General features: G+C 74.7%; 18 protein-coding genes. 6 read left to right on the top strand and 12 right to left on the bottom strand.

Features of this window, described 5'->3' with window-relative positions:
* Nucleotides 1–58: 58 nt before the first annotated feature.
* Entirely contained in the window at nt 59–790 is a 732-nt protein-coding gene (locus HH311_RS19490; RefSeq protein WP_169185356.1) for a hypothetical protein, read from the top strand.
* 5 nt (nt 791–795) lie between these two features.
* Here HH311_RS19490 and HH311_RS19485 read toward each other — a convergent pair whose 3' ends face one another.
* Both HH311_RS19485 and HH311_RS19480 read right to left on the bottom strand, forming a co-directional pair.
* A complete protein-coding gene (locus HH311_RS19485) occupies nt 796–1,833 on the bottom strand; it encodes an alpha/beta fold hydrolase (RefSeq protein ID WP_169185355.1) in 1,038 nt (345 codons plus the stop codon).
* 101 nt (nt 1,834–1,934) lie between these two features.
* Nucleotides 1,935–3,554 (bottom strand): glycoside hydrolase family 13 protein, encoded by a 1,620-nt coding sequence (locus HH311_RS19480; RefSeq protein WP_312030250.1) that lies wholly within the window; start codon nt 3,552–3,554, stop codon nt 1,935–1,937.
* 48 nt (nt 3,555–3,602) lie between these two features.
* Here HH311_RS19480 and HH311_RS19475 point away from each other — a divergent pair, with 48 nt between their 5' ends.
* Nucleotides 3,603–3,986 carry an HNH endonuclease gene (locus tag HH311_RS19475; protein ID WP_169185353.1) on the top strand — a complete coding sequence of 128 codons (384 nt, stop codon included), beginning with the start codon at nt 3,603–3,605 and terminating at the stop codon, nt 3,984–3,986.
* Between the two features lie 7 nt (nt 3,987–3,993).
* Here HH311_RS19475 and HH311_RS19470 read toward each other — a convergent pair whose 3' ends face one another.
* The 5 genes from HH311_RS19470 to HH311_RS19450 form a co-directional block, all read right to left on the bottom strand.
* Complete coding sequence (locus tag HH311_RS19470) at nt 3,994–4,629, bottom strand: TenA family protein (RefSeq protein WP_169185352.1); 636 nt, start codon at nt 4,627–4,629, stop codon at nt 3,994–3,996.
* 194 nt (nt 4,630–4,823) lie between these two features.
* Entirely contained in the window at nt 4,824–5,654 is an 831-nt protein-coding gene (locus tag HH311_RS19465) for an aldo/keto reductase (RefSeq protein WP_169185351.1), read from the bottom strand.
* Between the two features lie 67 nt (nt 5,655–5,721).
* Nucleotides 5,722–7,281, bottom strand: coding sequence for an asparagine synthase (glutamine-hydrolyzing) (gene asnB, locus HH311_RS19460; RefSeq protein ID WP_312030249.1), 1,560 nt, complete (start codon nt 7,279–7,281; stop codon nt 5,722–5,724).
* 160 nt (nt 7,282–7,441) lie between these two features.
* On the bottom strand, nt 7,442–8,113 hold the full coding sequence (locus HH311_RS19455; protein ID WP_312030248.1) for a CoA pyrophosphatase: 672 nt from the start codon (nt 8,111–8,113) through the stop codon (nt 7,442–7,444).
* Nucleotides 8,110–8,442, bottom strand: a complete 333-nt coding sequence (locus HH311_RS19450) for a DUF3024 domain-containing protein (protein ID WP_169185349.1) — start codon at nt 8,440–8,442, stop codon at nt 8,110–8,112. Before HH311_RS19450 ends, HH311_RS19455 begins: the two co-directional genes overlap by 4 nt.
* A gap of 171 nt (nt 8,443–8,613) precedes the next feature.
* On the opposite strand from HH311_RS19450, the gene HH311_RS19445 reads away from it, so the two are divergent.
* From HH311_RS19445 to HH311_RS19435, 3 genes are read left to right on the top strand one after another with little or no spacing between them, the layout of a single operon-like run.
* Nucleotides 8,614–9,123, top strand: a complete 510-nt coding sequence (locus HH311_RS19445; protein ID WP_169185348.1) for a hypothetical protein — start codon at nt 8,614–8,616, stop codon at nt 9,121–9,123.
* 22 nt (nt 9,124–9,145) lie between these two features.
* Nucleotides 9,146–9,709 (top strand): peroxidase-related enzyme, encoded by a 564-nt coding sequence (locus HH311_RS19440; protein WP_169185347.1) that lies wholly within the window; start codon nt 9,146–9,148, stop codon nt 9,707–9,709.
* 15 nt (nt 9,710–9,724) lie between these two features.
* Nucleotides 9,725–10,582, top strand: a complete 858-nt coding sequence (locus HH311_RS19435) for an NAD(P)-dependent oxidoreductase (RefSeq protein WP_169185346.1) — start codon at nt 9,725–9,727, stop codon at nt 10,580–10,582.
* Between the two features lie 76 nt (nt 10,583–10,658).
* Here the strand turns inward: HH311_RS19435 and HH311_RS19430 are convergent, their stop codons facing one another.
* The 4 genes from HH311_RS19430 to HH311_RS19415 form a co-directional block, all read right to left on the bottom strand.
* Entirely contained in the window at nt 10,659–11,669 is a 1,011-nt protein-coding gene (locus HH311_RS19430) for a glycoside hydrolase family 6 protein (protein ID WP_169185345.1), read from the bottom strand.
* Nucleotides 11,670–11,880: 211 nt separating this feature from the next.
* Nucleotides 11,881–15,093, bottom strand: coding sequence for a glycosyltransferase family 2 protein (locus tag HH311_RS31020; protein WP_211190503.1), 3,213 nt, complete (start codon nt 15,091–15,093; stop codon nt 11,881–11,883).
* Between the two features lie 341 nt (nt 15,094–15,434).
* The gene (locus HH311_RS19420; RefSeq protein WP_169185472.1) at nt 15,435–15,953 is read right to left on the bottom strand and encodes a metallophosphoesterase; all 519 of its coding nucleotides are present in this window, start codon (nt 15,951–15,953) and stop codon (nt 15,435–15,437) included.
* 29 nt (nt 15,954–15,982) lie between these two features.
* Entirely contained in the window at nt 15,983–16,387 is a 405-nt protein-coding gene (locus HH311_RS19415) for an SRPBCC family protein (RefSeq protein ID WP_169185344.1), read from the bottom strand.
* Between the two features lie 93 nt (nt 16,388–16,480).
* Between HH311_RS19415 and HH311_RS19410 the strand changes: the two genes are divergently transcribed.
* Complete coding sequence (locus HH311_RS19410) at nt 16,481–17,824, top strand: cytochrome P450 (protein WP_169185343.1); 1,344 nt, start codon at nt 16,481–16,483, stop codon at nt 17,822–17,824.
* 15 nt (nt 17,825–17,839) lie between these two features.
* Here the strand turns inward: HH311_RS19410 and HH311_RS19405 are convergent, their stop codons facing one another.
* Nucleotides 17,840–18,148: a hypothetical protein gene (locus HH311_RS19405; protein ID WP_248292808.1), complete on the bottom strand. Its 309-nt coding sequence runs from the start codon at nt 18,146–18,148 to the stop codon at nt 17,840–17,842.
* Nucleotides 18,149–18,371: the final 223 nt, after the last annotated feature.

Here is an 18,371-nt window from a genome sequence, read left to right as displayed (position 1 = left end):
GCCCCGTTCGGGGGCGATCCCACCGGCAGCCGCACCCTCGACCGTCCGGAGCCCCCGCATGCCCCGTCCGACCCCGTCGCCCCGCCCCGATCCCCAGCGCGTCGCCGTGCCGGTGGCCCGCGGGCAGCGGGTGCGGCCGGCGGGCGTCGCGGCCTCACCGGTCCCGGCGATGGTCCCCGGGCGCCACCGCACCCCGGACCCCGGCGGCGCGCCGACCCCGGCCGCACCTGCCCCCGCCGGTGCCGGCGCCCCGCGTGCCGCGTCGCCGCGCCCCGCCGAGCTCTCCCGCCACGCCGTCCCGGCCGCCGCCCGGCGCAGCACCCCCGACGCCCTGGCGCGCGTCGAGCAGGCGCGCGCCACTGCCGCCCGGCCGGCGGTCCCGGCCGCGCCGCCCCGCCGGCCGCAGCCCGCGCCGGTCCGGGCCACCCCGCCCGACGACGACGCCGTCACCGAACTGGTGGCCGGACCGGACCGCCGGGGCCGTCCCGGGCGCCCCGAGGGGCCCGGCACCGGGCGCGCGCCCGGGCTCGTCGGGCTCGTCCTGGGCGTGCTCGCCCTGCTCGGCGCGGTGGTCGCCGCCGCGGCCCCGGCCGCCCACCTGCCGGTCCTCGGGCCGCTCGGGACCTCCCCGCTCGCCCTCGGCGCCCTCGTGGCCGCCGGGCTGCTCGCGACCGCGTGCGCGGCCGTGGGCACCGGACGCCACCGGGCGGGACGCCCGGTGGCGGTGACCGGGATGGTCGTCGGCCTGGCGGCCGTGGCCGCCGCGGTCCTGTCGCTGCTCGCGTCGTAGGCGTCTCAGCCGGTGTAGCCGGGCTGTTTGAGCACCTCCCGCAGGGCCGCGTCGATGAACGCCGTGTCCTCCGCGTTCTGCCCGCCCCCGGCGAAGTGGCCCCACACCCCCGGGATCACGCGCACGTCGCCGTGCGGGATGAACTGCGAGGACCACTGCTCGTCCTCGGGCGGGAAGTACAGGTCCTTCTCCGCGGGCAGGGAGAGCAGCGGGCACCGGATCGAGCGCAGGGCGGCCTCGGTGTCGCCCCCGAAGCCCGGGGTGTTGCCCACGTCCCCGGCGTGCCAGGTCCGGAGCATCGCGAGCAGGTTGTTCGGGTCCCGCCCGTCGCGGAAGAACGCCTCCCAGAAGCCGTAGAGGAAGTCGTCGAGCGAGGTGAAGCCGAGCGTGCGCCACTCCTCGCGCCAGTAGAACGCCTGCGAGAAGCCCCACCCGGAGTAGATGCGGGCGAAGGCGCGCAGGCCCTCCACCGGCGGCCGGTCGTACTCGCCGCCGGCGTACACCGGGTCGACCACCAGGGCCGTCGCGAGCGACTCGAGGAAGACCTTGTTGTGCGGGGCGGTGATGGCCGACCCGCAGAACGGGACCGCCCGCTGCACCATCTCCGGGTGGGCGACCGCCCACTGGTAGGTCTGACCCGCGCCCATCGACCACCCGGTGACCAGCGGCAGCGTCGAGATCCCGAAGTGCTCGGTGACCAGCCGGTACTGGCACTCCACCTGGTCGGCGAAGGTCACCAGCGGGAACCGCGCGTGGTCGTAGGGCGGCGCGGCGTTCGACGGCGAGGTCGACAGCCCGTTGCCGAGCATGTTCGGCACGATGATGAACCACTCGGCCGGGTCCAGCGTCTTGTCGGGGCCGATCAGCCACTCGTTGTCGGTGTGCCAGCCCGAGTACCAGGTCGGGTAGAGGATCGCGTTGCTGCGGTCGGCGTTGAGCGTGCCGTAGGTCTGGTAGGCCAGGCGGGCCCCCCGGAGCGTCGCGCCGTGGGCGAGGGTGACGTCGCCCAGCTCGAAGTACTGGGCATCGGTGGGTGGTGGCATCGGGGCCTCCCTGGAGACGGACGTGTGGTCGAGCCCAGCAGCCCGGCGCCCGGTCCCGCCAGCCGCCGAGCGACGGAACACCGTGCGCTCGACGGGGTCGCTCACCCCACGCTGAGCCACACGGCGCAGTCCGCCGGGAGCAGACCGTCGTCGAGGGGGGCGCTGGTGAGCAGGACCTCGGCGTGCTCCGGCAGCGGGACGGGCGCCGCGGCGAGGTTCACCACGCACGCGAACCCCGGCCCACGCCGGAAGGACAGCACCGGGTCGCCGGGCTCGGACTCCCACGTCAGCGGGCCCTCGCCGAGGGCGTCGAGCGCGGCCCGGCGGGCGAGGGCCGCCCGCACGAGCGCGAGCGTGGACCCGGCGTCGTCGGACTCGACGTCGACCGCGTACCGGCCGAACCAGTCCGGCTGCGGCAGCCACGGCGCGTCCCCGCCGTCGGGACCGAAGCCGAACGAGGAGCCGCCGGCGGTCCACGGCAGCGGCACCCGCGAGCCGTCGCGGCCGCGCTCGGTGTGCCCGGAGCGTTCCCAGGTGGGGTCGCGCAGGGCCTCGTCGGGGATGTCGTCGACCTGGGGCAGCCCCAGCTCCTGGCCCTGGTAGACGTACACCCCGCCCGGCAGCGCGGCCATCAGCACGAACGCGGCACGGGCCCGCCGTTCCCCCAGCGCGACGTCCACCGCGCCGTCCCGACGGCGGCCGTAGCGGCTCGGGGCCCGGACCACGTCGTGGTTCTCCAGCACCCAGGTCGCCGGGGCGCCGACCCCGTGCAGGTAGCCGGTCGTCGTGTCGATCGCCTCCCGCAGCGCCGCGGGCTCCCACGGCGCGAGGAGGAAGTCGAAGTTGAACGCCGTGTGCAGCCGGCCCGGCGACACGTAGCGGGCCAGCCGCTCCGGGCTCGGGACCCACGCCTCGGCGACGAACATCCGGGCGCCGGGGTACTCCTCGGCGATCCGGCGCCACGACTCGTAGATCTCCTGCACCTCGTCGCGGTCGGCGAACGGGTGCGCGCCGGGCCCGAGCGAGGCGCCGGTGAGGTCGTCGACGTCCGCGAGGTCCGGGAGCCCCGGGTCCTTGACCAGGCCGTGGGCGACGTCCACCCGGAACCCGTCCACCCCGCGGTCGAACCAGAAGCGCAGCACCGACTCGAACTCGGCGCGGACCTCGGCGTTGCGCCAGTCCAGGTCGGGCTGGCCCGGGTCGAACAGGTGCAGGTACCACTCGCCCGGTCCACCGTCCGGGCCGGCGACGCGCGTCCACGCCGGCCCCCCGAAGTGGGCGCGCCAGTTGGTCGGGGGCTCCGCCCCGTCGGGACCCCGGCCCGGGCGGAAGACGAAGCGGGCGCGCTCCGGGGAACCGGGCCCGGCGGCGAGCGCCTCGCGGAACCAGGCGTGCTCCGCGGAGAGGTGGTTGGGCACGAGGTCGGGGATGACCCGCAGCCCGTGCTCGTGGGCGCGCGCGATCAGCTTCTCGGCGTCGGCGAGGGTGCCGTAGGCGGGCTCGACCGCGCGGTAGTCGGCGACGTCGTAGCCGTTGTCGACCTGCGGCGATGCGTACCAGGGGTTGATCCACACCGCGTCCACACCGAGGTCGGCCAGGTAGCCGAGCCGGTCGGTGAGGCCCGCGAGGTCGCCGATCCCGTCGCCGTCGGAGTCCGCGAAGCTGCGGATGTAGACCTGGTAGATCACGGCGTCGCGCCACCACGGCGTCTCGGTCGTCACGCGACCGATCATCCCCGGCGGGCGCCGGTGCGGGGCATCCTGGAGGGGATGCGACAGCCCGGGCGTGCCGAACGCCTCGCCGCGGCCCACGCCCGCGACGGGGCGACGTGCCTGTGGTGCGCCCGCCCGCTCGACGGCCGCGTCGTCGCCACCACCGACCACGTGGTCCCCAAGGTCAGGGGCGGGCCGTCGTGGTTGGAGAACGAGGTCGCGGCGTGCCGGCGGTGCAACGGCGAGCGGGGTCACCGCGGGGCCGTGGACTGGCTGCAGGAGTGCGAGCGGCGGGGCTGGAGCCCGGACGCCGAGCGGTTGGCCCGGGTGCTCGACGACCTCGCGGCGGCCATCGAGGAGCGGGGTGGTCAGCGCCGGGCCCGCCCGCACCTGGACGCGCAGCGCCGCCGGCTGGCGAACCTCCGACGCGCGGCGGCCTGATGCCCGGTCAGCCGTAGGCGGCGTCGAAGAACGCGAGCTCCAGCGTCACCGCCCGGCCGAACACCTCGGCCATCCGCTGCTGGTCGGCGCCGCCCGCGGCCACCCGGTCCACCTCGTCGCGCAGGAACGCCACCCACGCGGTGAACGCCTCGCCGCGGTGCAGCTCGATCCACTCGGCGTGCAGCGGGTCCGCGGGCAGCGCGGCGTCACGGGCGGCCCAGTCGGCGTAGAGCCACTCGGCGACCAGCAGCACCGTCAGGATCTCCGCGTGATCGGCCGACCGCCGGGCCTCGTCCATCAGCGCGAGGAAGCCGCGGGTGGGCGGGAGCAGTTCCGGGTCGCGGCGCCGCGCGGCAGGGACCCCGAGCCGGTCGAGGGCGCGGGAGAAGTAGTCGTCCTCGTCGCCGGCGACGAGCCCGAGCTGGCGCGCGAGCACGAGACGGGGCCCCGGGCGGTCGGCGGAGGCCACCGCCGCGCCGAGCAGGGCCACGAACGCGTCGAGGAACTGGAGATCCTGGACGAGGTAGCGGGCGAGGACGGCGTCGTCGACGGTGCCGGCCCAGAGCTCGTCGACGAACCGGTGCCCGACGGCCGCGTCCCACGTCGACGCCCACGCGGCTCGGAGCTCGTCGCAGAAACCCATGCGGAGAGCCTCCCGACGATGTGGGTTTCCTGCCACTGGATCTGCCAGCGTCCGGTTGAGCACGCCGATAGGGACGCTTCGCTGGCATCAGGGAGGCGAGAGCACGCGGACGGCCCGAGTGCCGACGTGGGTGGGGCGTCGGCACCCGGGCCGTCCCGGCGTCCGGTCGCCGAGGGAGGGCGACCGGAGGGGTCTCAGCGGTCGAACTCGTCGGGGTCGGGACCCAGGCGCTTCCCCTGGTCCAGTTCGCCGATCGTCGACATCTCCTGGTCGGTGAGCTCGAAGTCGAAGATGTCGAAGTTCTCGCGGATGCGGGACTCGGTGACCGACTTCGGGAAGATGATGTTGCCGAGCTGGATGTGCCAGCGCAGCGTGACCTGGGCCGGCGTCTTGCCGTGCGCCTGCGCGATCGAGCCGATGCGGTCGTCGTCGATGACACCCTTGCCCTGCCCGATCGGGCTCCAGGCCTCGGTGGCGATGCCGTGCTGCTGGTCGTAGGCGCGCATCTCGGGCTGCTGCAGGTGCGGGTGCAGCTCGATCTGGTTCACCGCCGGCGTCGTGCCCGTCTCCTGCGCGAGCCGGTCGAGGTGGTGGGACTTGAAGTTCGACACGCCGATCGAGCGGGCCTTGCCGTCCTTCGCGGCCTGCTCGAGGCCCTGCCACGTCTGGACGTAGAGGTCCTTGCCCGGCAGCGGCCAGTGGATGAGGTAGAGATCCACGAACTCGAGGCCGAGCTTGGACAGGCTCTCGTCGAGCGCGCGCTGCGACTCGTCGTAGCCGTGGTTCGAGTTGTTGCACTTCGTGGTGATGAAGAGCTCGTCCCGCGGGAGACCCGACCTCGCGATGGCCTCGCCGACCTCGGCCTCGTTGCCGTACATCTGCGCCGTGTCGATGTGGCGGTAGCCGATCTCGAAGGCGGTCTGCACGGTCGCCGCCGTGTCCTTCGGGTCGATCTGGAAGACCCCGAACCCGAGCTGCGGGATGGAGGCTCCGCTGTTGAGCGCGATGGCGGGAACGTTGCTCATGTCACGCGGATACCCCGGGCCGTCGCGGCCGCAATCTGTGGCCTGGCCGACCCGGGGCCCTCCCGTCCTATGCCGTCGCGAACGCGCCGAGCGTCCGGTTCGGCCGCACGCCCGAGAACGTCCGGAACCACGTCCGGTAGTAGGCGACCTCCTCGTCGCTGCGCAGGTCCCAGCCGTTCTCGACGGCGGGCGGCTCGGCGCCCTGCGCGCCCTCCTTGGCCTTCTCCTTCTCGACCAGCTTGGCCAGCACGTCCCCGGCGCCGGAGCCGTCGCCGAACTGCTCCTTGCCGCGCCAGAGGATGTCGTCGAGCACCATGTCCTGGAACGCCTCGCGCAGGAGCTGCTTCTCGGTGCGCCCCTCGCCCATGAGCTTCCACTCGGCCGGGATGGCGAGCATCTCCTCCATCACCGTCGCGTCGAGGAAGGGGACGCGTGCCTCCAGGCCGTAGTTCATCGTCGTGCGGTCGCAGCGCTGCAGGTTCAGCTCGTGCAGCGTCTCGATCGAGCGGACCAGCTCGGCCTGCAGGGCGTCCGGCGTAGCGAAGGCCGGGTCCTCGTGGACGTAGCTGTAGCCGGCGAAGAGCTCGTCGGCGCCCTCACCGGTGAGCACCACCTTGACGTGCTTCACGGCCTCCCGCGCCAGGAGCAGGTTCGGCACCGCGGAGCGCACCAGCGCCGGGTCGAAGTGCTCGATCACCGTGACGGCCTCGTCGAGGGCCTCCTCGAGGTCCTCCGCGGTCGGGATGATCTCGTGGTGGTCCGTGCCGAGGTACTCGGCCACCGCGCGGGCGGCCAGCAGGTCGGCGCTGTTCTCGGTCCCGACGGCGAACGTCGGCAGCCGCTCGCCCTTCTCCTGCGCGACCTTCGCGGCCACCGCGGCGACGATCGCGGAGTCCAGCCCGCCGGAGAGGAAGACGCCGACCGGGACGTCGGACATCATGTGCCGGCGGACCGAGTCCGACAGCACCATCCGGACGTGCGAGAGGGTGGCCTCGTCCCAGTTCTTGTCCGGGGCATAGCGCGCCGGCCGGACCTGCACCGGGACGGCGTCGGCGAACCGGACCATCGAGCCGTCGGCGACGTTGGTGCCCGGCAACCCCGGGGTCCAGACGTAGCCGGGCGGGAAGGCCTCGACGTGCGGCTGGTCCTCCTCGTCGAAGGCCCGCAGCTCGCTCGCGAACAGCGTCACGTTCTCCAGGCGGGCCCAGTACAGCGGCTTGATGCCGATCGGGTCGCGGGCGACGACGCCGTGGCCGTCGGTGTGGGCCATGGCGAGCGCGTACATACCGCGCAGGTCGTGCAGGGCCGCCGAGCCGTCGCGCAGCACCAGCCGGAACGCCGACTCGGTGTCCGAGTCGGTCGCGAAGCGGACCTCCGAGAGCTGGTCCCGGATCGCCTCGTGGTTGTAGATCTCGCCGTTCCCGACGACGTAGGCGGAGTCGGTCTCGTCCGCGATCGGCTGCTTCCCGCCGGTCACGTCCATGATCGACAGACGCTGGTGGCCCAGCCAGGCCGTCTCCAGCTGGATGCGGCCCGAGTCGTCGGGACCGCGGTGGTTGATGCGGGCGAGCATGCGCTCGCACTTCTCGGGATCGATGTCACCGTACGCAGCGACGATTCCGCACACGAGCGTCACACTTCCTTCGTCAGGGTGCCTGACCACACAACCACGAAGGATCCGCTCGGCGCACCGGATCGGGGCGCTCGTCACGCGTCGTTAACGGTCTAGGGCTCAACTCTCGACGATGTGGGTACTCTGGCTTCTTCACCGTCACCACGAGAGATCGTCAGCGCCAGGCGAACACCGGCTGCTCGAGCCCGTCGACCCGCGTCGGACGGTCACGCAGCGCCACCTCGCGGAACTGGAGCATCACCGCCGCCGTCGGGGCGTGCACGCGGTGGCCGACGATCGGCAACTGCACCACCGGCCGGTCCGACTCCGGGATCTCGAGGTAGATCGGCTCGACGTCGAGCTCGGCGAGGGTCACGTGGTAGACCCGCGCCACCTCGTCCGGCGACGGCGCGAGCGCGTCGAGCGGCGCCGCGACGGTCATGACGACCGGGGTGATGACGAAGCCGGAGCGCGTCGCGTAGTCGTCGAGCAGGCCGACCACGGCGTCCGGGCCGACCGCCAGCCCGAGCTCCTCGTCCAGCTCCCGCCGGGACGCCGTGACGACGTCCTCGCCGGGGTCCACCGACCCGCCCGGCAGCGCGAACTGTCCGGGATGGTCGCGCAGCCCGGACGTCCGCCGGGTGAGCAGGACGCCCGGCCCGCGGTCCGGGTCGTCCAGGACGACGACGGCGACGGCGGCCCGGCGGGGCGGGCGCAGGTCGCCGTCACGACCGCGGACCGGCTCGAGCGCGGCGGGGTCGACCTCCCGGCGGTGGGCGGCGTCGAACGCCGCGACGCGCGCCGCGATCGTGGCCGGGTCGGGCTGCGCTCCGTCGTCGCTGCTCACCCCCAGAAGATCCCCGTCGGGTCGGCGTCGACGATGTCGAGCAGCGGCGCCGGGGACACGGCCTTCGTCTCGTCCGGGTAGCGGTGCCACCGGCCGCCGGAGTCCGGCCAGAGCAGCACCCACCGGCCGTCGGCGGCGTCGAAGCGGAGCTGGGCGATCGGGGCGGTGGACCACTCGGTGGCGAGCTCGGGGAAGACGGGGGCGCGCCGGCACGAGAGCGTGATGCGGCCCGCGCGCTCGGTGTAGGAGATCTGCATCGAGTCACGCTGCGACTCGGGCACGCGCTGGGCGCACCAGCGTCGGACGATCGCCCGGTGTTCGTCGCTCACGTGCATGGCGGTCACTCTGACACGACGGCGGCTCAGGAGGGAGCCCCGTCGGGTCGGCGTCACCCCGGACGGTCGCGAACGCGCGCCGAGGGACCCGCGCCGGGACGCCGGACCGGCGGCTGCCACGATCGGGTGCGCAGGCGGTCGGCGGGCGCGGGGAGGGACGGCGCGATGGGGACGAGCGCTCCGGGGGCGGCTCCCCGGGTCGGCGGGCGCCGGGCGGCCCTGGCCGCCGGGCTCGTGCTCACCGGGGTGCTCCTCGGTGCGTGCGGCGGCGGCGACACGACGACGACGGGTTCCCCGGCCCCGGCGGTCCCCGCCGCCCCGACGACGACGGTGGCCGCGGCCGACCGGACCTACTGCGACACCGTCGCGCGGGTGCAGGCCGAGCAGTCCTCCCCGCAGGCCGGCCAGGGCGGCGTCACGGCGGCCAGCGCGGCGACGCGCCGCCAGCTCGCCGGCCTCGTGGCGGCCGCCCCGCCGGAGCTCGCGGCCGACTGGCGGACCGTCCAGCGCCTCACCGAGCAGGGCCTCGACTCGCTCGCGCAGACCGGCGGGGACCCGAAGAAGATCGACCGGGCCGAGCTGGCGACGCTCCAGGCGCAGGCCGGGCCGGCGGTCGAGCACATCAAGACCGTGACCGCGCAGCGCTGCCACGTCGCGTTCCGCCCGACGCCCTGACCGCGCCGCTACGGTCGGGCCCATGACCGATGTGAGCCGCTTCGGCGTCGTCGAGCTCGACGACCTCCCCGAGGACCTGCGTGCGCGCGTCGGCGCGATCGCCGAGAAGTCCGGGTTCGTCCCGAACATCTTCCGGGCGCTGGGCCGGCGGCCCCGCGAGCTGCGGGCCTTCCTGGACTACCACGACGCCCTCATGGACAGCGACGACGGCCTCTCCAAGGCCGAGCGCGAGCTCGTCGTCGTCGCGACCTCCGGGGCGAACCACTGCACCTACTGCATCGTCGCGCACGGGGCGATCCTGCGGATCCGCACCAAGGACCCGGAGATCGCCGACCACGTCGGCGCCAACCCCTATGGCGCGGAGCTCACCGGGCGGCAGCGCGCGATCGTCGACCTGGCCCTGACCCTCGCCGTCGACTCGGCGTCGTTCACCGACGACGACGTCGACGCGGCCCGGGAGGCCGGGCTGTCCGAGGACGAGATCTGGGACGTCGGGGCCATCACCGCCCTGTTCGCGATGTCGAACCGCCTGGCCCACCTGACCGCTCTGCGCCCCAATGCGGAGTTCTTCACGATGGGCCGCTGAGGGTATCCGGCGCCCATGACTTCAGTAGCCGTGCTCGGCACCGGGATCATGGGCGCCGGGATGACCCGCAGCCTGCTCCGCGAGGGCCACGACGTCACCGTCTGGAACCGCAGCCCCGAGAAGGCGAAGCCGCTCGCCGAGGACGGCGCGACCGTCGCGGACAGCGCGGCCGACGCCGTCGCCGGTGCCGAGGTCGTCGTGACCATGCTCTTCGACATCGAGCCGGTCCTGTCGGTGATGGCCGACGTGGCCGAGGCGTGGCCGACGGGGGCCGTCTGGGCCCAGTGCAGCACCGTCGGCGTCGAGGGCACGCGCCGCGTGGAGTCCTTCGCGGCCGAGCGCGGGATCGACGTGCTCGACGCGCCGGTGCTCGGCACCAAGGCCCCCGCCGAGAACGGGAAGCTGGTGTTCCTGGTCTCCGGCCCCTCGGCCCTGCGCGACCGGGTGGCGGCGCCGTTCGAGGCGATGGGGGCCCGCACCCAGTGGGTCTCCGAGACCCTCGGCGACGCCAGCAAGCTCAAGCTCGCGGTCAACGCGTGGATCGGCGCGATGGTCAACGGTGTCGCCCAGTCGATCGCGCTCGCCCGCGGCCTCGGGCTGGACGCGCAGCAGTTCCTCGACGCGGTCGACGGCCAGGCCGTCGACTCGCCCTACGTGCAGCTCAAGGGCAAGGCCATGCTCACCGGCGACTACACGCCGTCCTTCGAGCTCGACGGCGTCATCAAGGACACGAGCCTGATCCGGGACGCGATGACCGAGGCCGGCACCGCGACCACGCTCGCCGACGCCATCGCCGACCGGCTGCGCGCGGCCAGCGAGGCCGGGCACGGCGAGGAGGACATGGCCGCGGTGGTCCACGCGTACGGAACCTGATCGTGGCGTGGACCTGATTCCGGCGTGCACCTGACCGGCGTGAGGGGGACCCGCGGGCGCGGGTCCCCCTCACGCGTCAGGAGCTCTTGGTCGCCTTCGCGAGGCCGAGCGCGTAGTCCGGCATGAAGTCGCCGGCGTCGGGGGCGCCGCGGCAGTTGCCGTCCGAGTCGCCGGGTTCCTTCACCCACAGATACGCGGCGACCCGGGAGTCCCCGGTGTTGCGGGTGGGCGGCGTGCCGAGCGCCCGGCCCGGCGGGTTGCACCAGGTCGGCTGCTCCGGGCCGTTGTACGAGCCGTTGCCGTTGCGGCTGGTGTCGATGACGAACTTCTTGCCGCCGAGCTGGTCGGAGACCTTCTTGCCGTAGGCCTCCACGGCGTCGTTGGTCTGGAAGTTCGAGACGTTGAGGGCGAACCCGGCGGCGTCGTCGACCCCCGACTTCCGCAGCCCGTCCGCGAGCTGCCCGGTGTCGGTCACGAAGCCCGGGTTGCCCGCGTCGATGTAGACCTCGCCGCCCGCGCCCTTCAGCGTCTTCACCGCGTCGGCCAGCAGGCCCTCCCGGTCGCCCTGCTCGCCCTGGCCCTCGCACTTGGTGAGGGTCTGGGCCAGCGCGTCCGGCTCGAGCACGACGACGGCCTTGGTGCCGCCGAGGCCGTCGGCCATCTGCTGGACGAAGTCGCGGTAGGCGTCGTCGTTCTCCGCGCCGCCCGAGGAGTACTGGCCGCAGTCGCGGTTCGGGATGTTGTAGGCGACGAGGACGGGGGTCCGGCCGGCCTGCTTGGCCTCGCCGACGACGCCCTTCACCTCGTTCGTGGTGTTGCCCTCGCTGCCGATCCAGCGGGCCACCGGCTGCCGCGCGATCTTCTCCAGCTGCGCGGCGTCGGCGATGCGACCGTCCTTGCGCCACTGCTCGACCTGCTTCGCGGCCTCCGACGCCGGGTCCACCCAGAACTCCGACGCCGCCGGCGGCACGATCGTCTGGGGTGCCTGTGACTGCTGCTGGGACGACCCGCCCGAGCACGCCGCCAGTGTCAGCGCCGCGACCGCGGCCACCGCCGCCGACGCGATGCGCCTCCGTCGTGCCGACATCCTTCCGAGCCACCCCCGGTGTTCCTCGCGCCCGGGCCCGACTCCGGGCCCGGTCTCGTCGCGGGCAAGAGTCCCATCCACGTCGATGTGACCCATTGGCACCCCGGTCTTCACCCTGCTCACACGCCCGGTGTGGAGCCGGACGGACCACCGGTCCGTGCCCGGGGTTCTTCGCACGCCGAGCCGCGGCGGATCGGTCCGCCGCCGCGTCTCAGCTGGCCTCGGTCTGCTCCGGCTCCCGGCGGTGGGCCTCGTCGCTGCGGGCCGCGGCGACGGCGGGCGCCACGGCCGCGAGCGCGACCACCCGGACCGCGACCGTCGACGCGTGCAGCGACCGCTCCGCGGTCGTCATCCCGTCGTGCTCCGCGGGCTCGCCCGACGCCTCCGCCGGGGCCGGACGCGGCCGCGCCGACGGCGACGGCCGACCGGGAGCGGCCGTGCCGCCCGCGGGCGACGAGGGCCCGGTGCCCGTCCCCTGGACGGCGGTGCCGTTGGCGGGGCCGGTGCCGTTCGCGGGGCCGGTGCCGTTGGCGGGCACGGTGCCGTTGGCGGGCACGGTGCCGTTGGCGGGCGCGACGCCGTTCGCAGCGGCACCGTCCTCCACGACGCCGCCGTCCGGCGTCGGACGACCGGCCGCGGACCGGGAGCGCCGCTCGAGCGGCGCGATCTCGTTGCGGTGGACCGCCGCCGTCCGTCCCGCCTGCTCGGGGCGGGGCTCCGACGGGCCGGGAGCCGGCGTGCCCGGGCGGGCCGACGCGGCCGGCGCGTCCGCCCCGGTGGGCCGGGGCCGGGGTCGGGCGGAGGGGCGCGGCCCGGGGGCCGGGCGACCGTTCTCGCCCCGTCCCTCGGGGGGCCGCGGCGCGTCCGCCGGCTGCACGCCGTCCGCGGAGGGTGCGGGCTGGCCGGGACGGGCCACCCGGCCCGGGCGCGGGGACGGTGTCGGTCGTTCGCCCTCGGCCGGCTGCTCACCGCCGCGCGCCGCCTCGGCGGCCGGACGGTCCGCGGGCTGCGCCGGACCCGGTGCCCGGGTCGGGTCGGCCGGGGCCGGACCGGGACGGGGCGTCGGGCTCGGTCGCGGCCCGGCGGGGGGCCGGGGCGCACCGGGACCGGACGAGGCGGCGCCGCCCGCGGCCGGACCCGGCGCCGGGGCGCCGCTCTGGCCGGGACCGGGTCGCGCGGACCCGGGTCGGCCGGGCCCGGGCGGGGCCGAGCCGGTCGGCGGGGGCACGGGCGAGCCGGTGGGGGGCCCACCGGCGGGGCGGGGCCGGGGCTCGCCGTGCGGGGGGACGGCGCGCGGCCGGAGCCCGTTGGCCCGCGGGCCGGGCGACGGGGCGCCGGCGCGCTGCACCTCGGTCTCGGGGGCCTCGCCGTCACGCACCCAGCCGGCGGGCAGCGGGTGGTAGCGGTCCCCCGAGGTGACCTCGCGCGGCGGCCGGCCCGCGACGGGCCGCCCGGGCTCGCCGGGCCGCACGGCCGTCGTCGGGGCGTCCAGGCCGGACCCGACGCCCGCCCCGACGGTGGCGGGCACGCCGTTGCGCACCCAGCCGTCGGGCAGCCGCTCGGCCAGCGGCGAGCGGAAGGGCTCGGAGTCCGGTCCCTGGGCGATGAGCGCGTCGAGCGCGGCGCGCTGCAGCGACTCGGTGGTGATGCCCGTGCGGCCCTGGGACGTGCTCGGGCCCTCGGCGGTCAGGACCGGCTGGCGGCCCACGACCCGCTCGATGATCCACAGCGCGGGCGGCGCCAGACAGGCGCACAGCGCGACCACGGGCCACAGCAGCACCGCCGGCGCGGCGTAGCCCATGACGATCGAGGTCACGATCGCCGCGACGAGGACCAGCGCCCACTGCAGGTGCCGGCGGAAGGTCAGCACGTGGTCGGCCGTGGACGAGAGGCCCTTCGGCGTGACAACGAAGCGCGCCGGCAGCCGCAGCAGCGTCGCGATCAGCGACGCCGCGAAGATCGGCGACGCGTAGATCGACATCAGCATGCCCTTGACGCCGGAGGAGCCCTCCGCCTCGTAGGGGCTGACGTTGTAGCGCCGGTTGCGCAGGTAGACCCAGAGCTGGAACGCGGTGGCGTCGATGTAGAGCGCGAGCCACAGCTGCACCGGCACGACGACGCCCTGGACGCCCAGCGAGAGGAAGAGCACCGCGTTGACCGCGCCGAGGATCCAGCCGATCGCCATCGACGGGTAGAAGGTCGTGATCAGGCAGTAGTGCAGCGCGCGGCCCGGGGAGAGCTTCGGCAGCCGCCGCCAGAACTCCGTCAGGAGCACCTCGAACGTGCCCCGCGACCAGCGCATCTGCTGGGAGAAGAAGTCGCCCCACGACGACGGGCCCTCACCGACGGCGAGGACGTCGGGCGTGTACACCGACTTCCAGCGGGCCCCGGACTCCGGGTTGCGCCGCGCGTGGAACTTCAGGCCGGTGGCCATGTCCTCGGTGACCGAGTCCGACAGGCCGCCGATGCCCTTGAGGGAGCTGATGCGGATCGCGTTGTTCGTCCCGACCAGCATCGCCGCGTTGTAGCGGTTGGCCGCGCGCTGGATGAGCGAGTGGAACGGGAACTGCTGGGACTCGGCGGCCCGCGTCACGAACGTCTCGTCGTTGGCGTAGCACTGCGGGCCGACGACGAAGGCGACGTCCGGGTCCCGGAAGTACCCGAGGATGCGCTCGGCGTAGTTCGGCAGCGGGACGTGGTCGGGGTCGACCGACAGGAAGATCTCGTACGAGTCGCCGTGCTCGGCGACCCACGAGTTGTAGTTCCCGTGCTTAGTCTTCGCCTTGAAGGCGCCCTTCTTGCGGTTGTACTTATCGATGCCCTTGCGGGTGAAGTGGTTGACGCCCAGCTCGCGGCACATCGCGCGGACCGCCGGGTCGTCACCCTCGTCGAGGATCCAGACGTCGAGGATCCCCTGGTAGCGGATGCGCAGCGCGGCCTGCAGCGTGCCGCGGACGACGTCGATCGGCTCCTTGCTCGGGACGATCGTGGTGAGGAAGGCGATCCGCTGGTTCGGCTGCGGCGGGACCGGCACCGGGTCGCGGGAGATCACCGAGGCGAGCGACAGCGAGAAGACGTTGATCAGCCGCAGGAGCTCCATGAGGCCGATGGAGCCGATGACGACCCAGTTCGCGTACTGCGCGATCGCCGGCCCCGTGACCGGCGGGCGGTGCGAGGGGTGCAGCAGCCAGAGGAAGAAGAGCGCCTCGAAGGCGAAGTTCAGGGCGGCGACGGCGAGCGAGCGCCACACGCGCCCTCGGCCGTGCACGGCCTCGACACCCCGGTAGGACACCCGGTAGTCGTGGCCGTCGCCGTCCAGCTCGCGGATCGGTCCCGCGAGCTGCGAGAACTCCTGGATGCGACGTCCGACGACGAGTTCACTCTCGTCGACCTCGTCGGCAGGTCTCTCGGCAAGAAGCGTCATCGGGCCGTTTCGTCTCGATGGCAGGGGGCGCACAGCGGGTCCGTGCGTCCCTCGTCGTCGTGGCGTCGTGCATCGTGCCCGGGGTCTCCCGGGAACGGAGACGACTGCCGTCCTCCCGTCGGTGTCACTGGTGGAGCCGGTCGGTACTGCGTCGTCGTGGTGCACGTCGACGTGACGGGTGAACGGTACGGGCATCACTGACCGTGCTCATGCAGGGGGACGGTCGGGACCACCCCGACGTTGCTCGTGATCGTCGAAATCGGTACGGGCCGGTCGTCACGCGGACCTCACGCCCGCCGGGGCGCCGGTCCGGCCCTCACCGTTCGTGATCAGCGGCGACGCTACCGGACGCGCGGCGGGAGCTCGTGTCGCCCGACCGTGAGGACCCCGCCGGCGACGTCGGCGGTCAGGAACGTGGCGACGGGCTGGCGGCGCCGGTCGGTCGGGGAGCCGGGGTTGAGCAGGCGGACCCCGCCCGGCGTCGTCGAGTCCCAGGGGATGTGGCTGTGGCCGAACACCACGACGTCGGCGGGCTCGTCGGACGCCGGCCCGAACCACTCGTCGCACCGCCGCTCCCGGCCGCGCGCGTCGCCGGTCTCGTGGATGACCGCGAACCGCAGACCCCCGAGCTCGACCCGGGCCACCTCGGGCAGGCGGGCGCGCAGCTCGTCGCCGTCGTTGTTGCCCCAGCACGCGACGAGACGGGCGGACCGGGCCTCGAAGGCGTCGAGGGCGGGCGGGGAGGTCCAGTCGCCCGCGTGCACGACGACGTCCGCGGCCTCGACCGCCGCCCAGACCTCGTCGGGGATCTCCTTCGCCCGCGACGGCAGGTGGGTGTCCGCCACGAGCACCAGCCGGATGACCTCGTCGCCCATCGCCGTGGCCCTCCTCAGCCCCGCAGCGCCCGCGCGTGCGGACCCACGTGGGCGTGCAGCGCGACGAACGCGACCGGTGTGTAGGGGGCGACGACGAGCGCCGGGCCCTCGGTGACGAGCCAGGACCGGGTGCCGTCGCCGTCGGGCTCCACCCCGTGCTGCAGGACCAGCCGCACCGGACCGACCCGGACCCGCCACGACCAGGTGCGCGCCACCTCGTCGACGGCGAGCACCTCGAACGGCACGTGCACTAGCCCCGCGGCCCGGACGGTCCCGGTCAGGCCGGGCTCGAGCCGGCGGCGCGCGGCGGTGACCCCGCTGATCTGCGGTGCCCAGCGCGGCCAGCGGTCCAGGTCGGCGTAGCGCTCCCAGGCCTCGTCGGGGTGGACGGGCCCGCGGGCGGAGACGGAGGTGCGCACGGGCCCGGGAGTACCCGCGGGACTCGGCTCGACGCGTCCCGCCACCGATCGGTACAGTGCCGTACCAGTCGGCGTCGTGATCGGGGGACGGGCATGCCATCGGACGGGCCCGGACGGGTGCACAGCACGGTGCGGTGGGCGGCCACGCACGGGCTGATGCGCGCGGCGATCCGGCGCCAGGCGCGCCGGGGCAACCCCGACGCCGCGCTGCTGCTCGACCCCGACCTGCAGGGCGACCCGTTCACCCACTACGAGCGGCTGCGCGAGCACCGGCCCTTCGCCCGCGGCGCGTTCTCCCGGGTCAGCGTCCACCACGACGTCTGCACGGAGGTGCTGCGCAGCGAGGACTTCGGGGTCGCCGACCGGGACGGGTCGATGCCAGCCGCGGTGCGGCTCGCGCTGCGCCTCGCCGGGCCGCCGCCGTACCCGGGCCCGATCGACCCGCCGTCCATGCTCGCCGTCGACGCGCCGGACCACACGCGCTACCGGCGGCTGGTGACCCGCGCGTTCACCGCGCGCCGGGTGGCGCCGCTGCGCGGGCGGACCGAGGAGATCGCCGCCGAGCTCCTCGACGAGCTCGCGGGCGCCGGCGACGGGCCGGTCGACCTGGTGGAGCGCTACGCGAGCCTGCTCCCGGTCACCGTGATCTCCGAGATGCTCGGCGTCCCCACCACGATGCGCGGGCAGTTCCTCGCCTGGGGCGACGGGGCCGCCGCCGCGCTCGACCTCGGGCTGCCCCGGGAGCGCTGGCAGCTCGTCCAGTCCAACGTGGCCGCCCTGCACCGGTGGATGACCGGGCACCTGCGGCGGTTGCGCGCCGACCCCGGCGAGGACCTGCTCTCCCAGCTCGTCACGGTGGCCGACGACGACGGCAGCCGGCTGACCGAGCACGAGCTGGTCTCGACGGCCCTGCTGGTGCTCGCCGCGGGGTTCGAGACCACGGTGAACCTCGTCGCGAACGGCTCACGGCTGCTCTTCGACCACCCGGACCAGCGCGCGCGGCTCGCCGCGGACCCGTCGCTGTGGCCGACCGCGGTCGACGAGGTGCTCCGGGTGGAGTCGCCGGTGTCGCGGACGGCGCGGATGGCGCGCCGCGACACCGTGGTCGCGGGGGAGGAGATCCCGGCGGGCTCGCTGGTGGTGACGGTGCTGGCGGGCGCGAACCGGGACCCCGACGTCTTCGCGGACCCCGCGAGGTTCGACGTCGGGCGGGAGAACGCCCGCGAGCACGTCGCCTTCTCCAGCGGCATCCACTACTGCCTCGGCGCCGCGCTCGCCCGCATGGAGGGCGAGGTCGCCCTGCGGGCGCTCTTCGAGCGCTTCCCCGAGATGGCCCCGGCCGGCGAGGCCCGCCGGCGTCCCACCCGCATCCTGCGGGGGTACGAGGCGATGCCGGTCCTGCCGGGGCCGGCCCGGCGGGAGACCGCCGGGGTCTGACGCGGGGTCCCGAGGTCAGAGCGCGATCGGCAGTCCGAGGAGCCCGACCGCGGCGGCGGTGAGGACCGTCGTGCTCGGGCGCCCGGGCGGCTCGGCGACGACGTCGACCAGCCCCGCGCGGAGGAGGCGCTGCCCGGCGAACTGGTCGGCGCAGGGCCGGCCGTCGATGAGCAGGCCGGCGCCCGGGTCCGGGCTGACGGTGCAGCGCCCGGCCGCGACCGCGAGCAGGACCGCCCGGTCGCGGGGCGTGATCGCCGGGTCGGACTCCGGCGAGCGGCGCGGAGCGGGGATCGAGCGGGGCGGGGCGGCGGCGGACGTGCTCATGGGACGTGCTCCATTGCTCTGGACGGTCTATCCCGGGTATCGGCCGTCGTCGCGAGGTGTTACCTGCGTCACGGGATCGCGGCGGCTCTCGATTCGTCTCACGGACCATCGGGCCGTCTCGGATTCGCGCTAGACAGCGGTAGACGAGCCGATCGAGGCCGATCCGCCGCGTCGGCTGGTGTCGGCCGGGTGATCACGAGCACGTGGGGCAGCAGGAGTGGTC

The organism is Actinomycetospora sp. TBRC 11914 (assembly GCF_012933465.1).
GTDB lineage: Bacteria > Actinomycetota > Actinomycetes > Mycobacteriales > Pseudonocardiaceae > Actinomycetospora.
This window is presented reverse-complemented; position numbering and strand designations above follow the sequence as displayed.

Coding starts and splice junctions, on each gene's coding strand:
- HH311_RS19490 (WP_169185356.1), top strand. CDS start 59: ATGCCCCGTCCGACCCCGTCGCCCCGCCCCGATCCCCAGCGCGTCGCC.
- HH311_RS19485 (WP_169185355.1), bottom strand. CDS start 1,833: ATGCCACCACCCACCGATGCCCAGTACTTCGAGCTGGGCGACGTCACC.
- HH311_RS19475 (WP_169185353.1), top strand. CDS start 3,603: ATGCGACAGCCCGGGCGTGCCGAACGCCTCGCCGCGGCCCACGCCCGC.
- HH311_RS19470 (WP_169185352.1), bottom strand. CDS start 4,629: ATGGGTTTCTGCGACGAGCTCCGAGCCGCGTGGGCGTCGACGTGGGAC.
- HH311_RS19465 (WP_169185351.1), bottom strand. CDS start 5,654: ATGAGCAACGTTCCCGCCATCGCGCTCAACAGCGGAGCCTCCATCCCG.
- HH311_RS19445 (WP_169185348.1), top strand. CDS start 8,614: ATGGGGACGAGCGCTCCGGGGGCGGCTCCCCGGGTCGGCGGGCGCCGG.
- HH311_RS19440 (WP_169185347.1), top strand. CDS start 9,146: ATGACCGATGTGAGCCGCTTCGGCGTCGTCGAGCTCGACGACCTCCCC.
- HH311_RS19435 (WP_169185346.1), top strand. CDS start 9,725: ATGACTTCAGTAGCCGTGCTCGGCACCGGGATCATGGGCGCCGGGATG.
- HH311_RS19430 (WP_169185345.1), bottom strand. CDS start 11,669: ATGTCGGCACGACGGAGGCGCATCGCGTCGGCGGCGGTGGCCGCGGTC.
- HH311_RS31020 (WP_211190503.1), bottom strand. CDS start 15,093: ATGACGCTTCTTGCCGAGAGACCTGCCGACGAGGTCGACGAGAGTGAA.
- HH311_RS19410 (WP_169185343.1), top strand. CDS start 16,481: ATGCCATCGGACGGGCCCGGACGGGTGCACAGCACGGTGCGGTGGGCG.
- HH311_RS19405 (WP_248292808.1), bottom strand. CDS start 18,148: ATGAGCACGTCCGCCGCCGCCCCGCCCCGCTCGATCCCCGCTCCGCGC.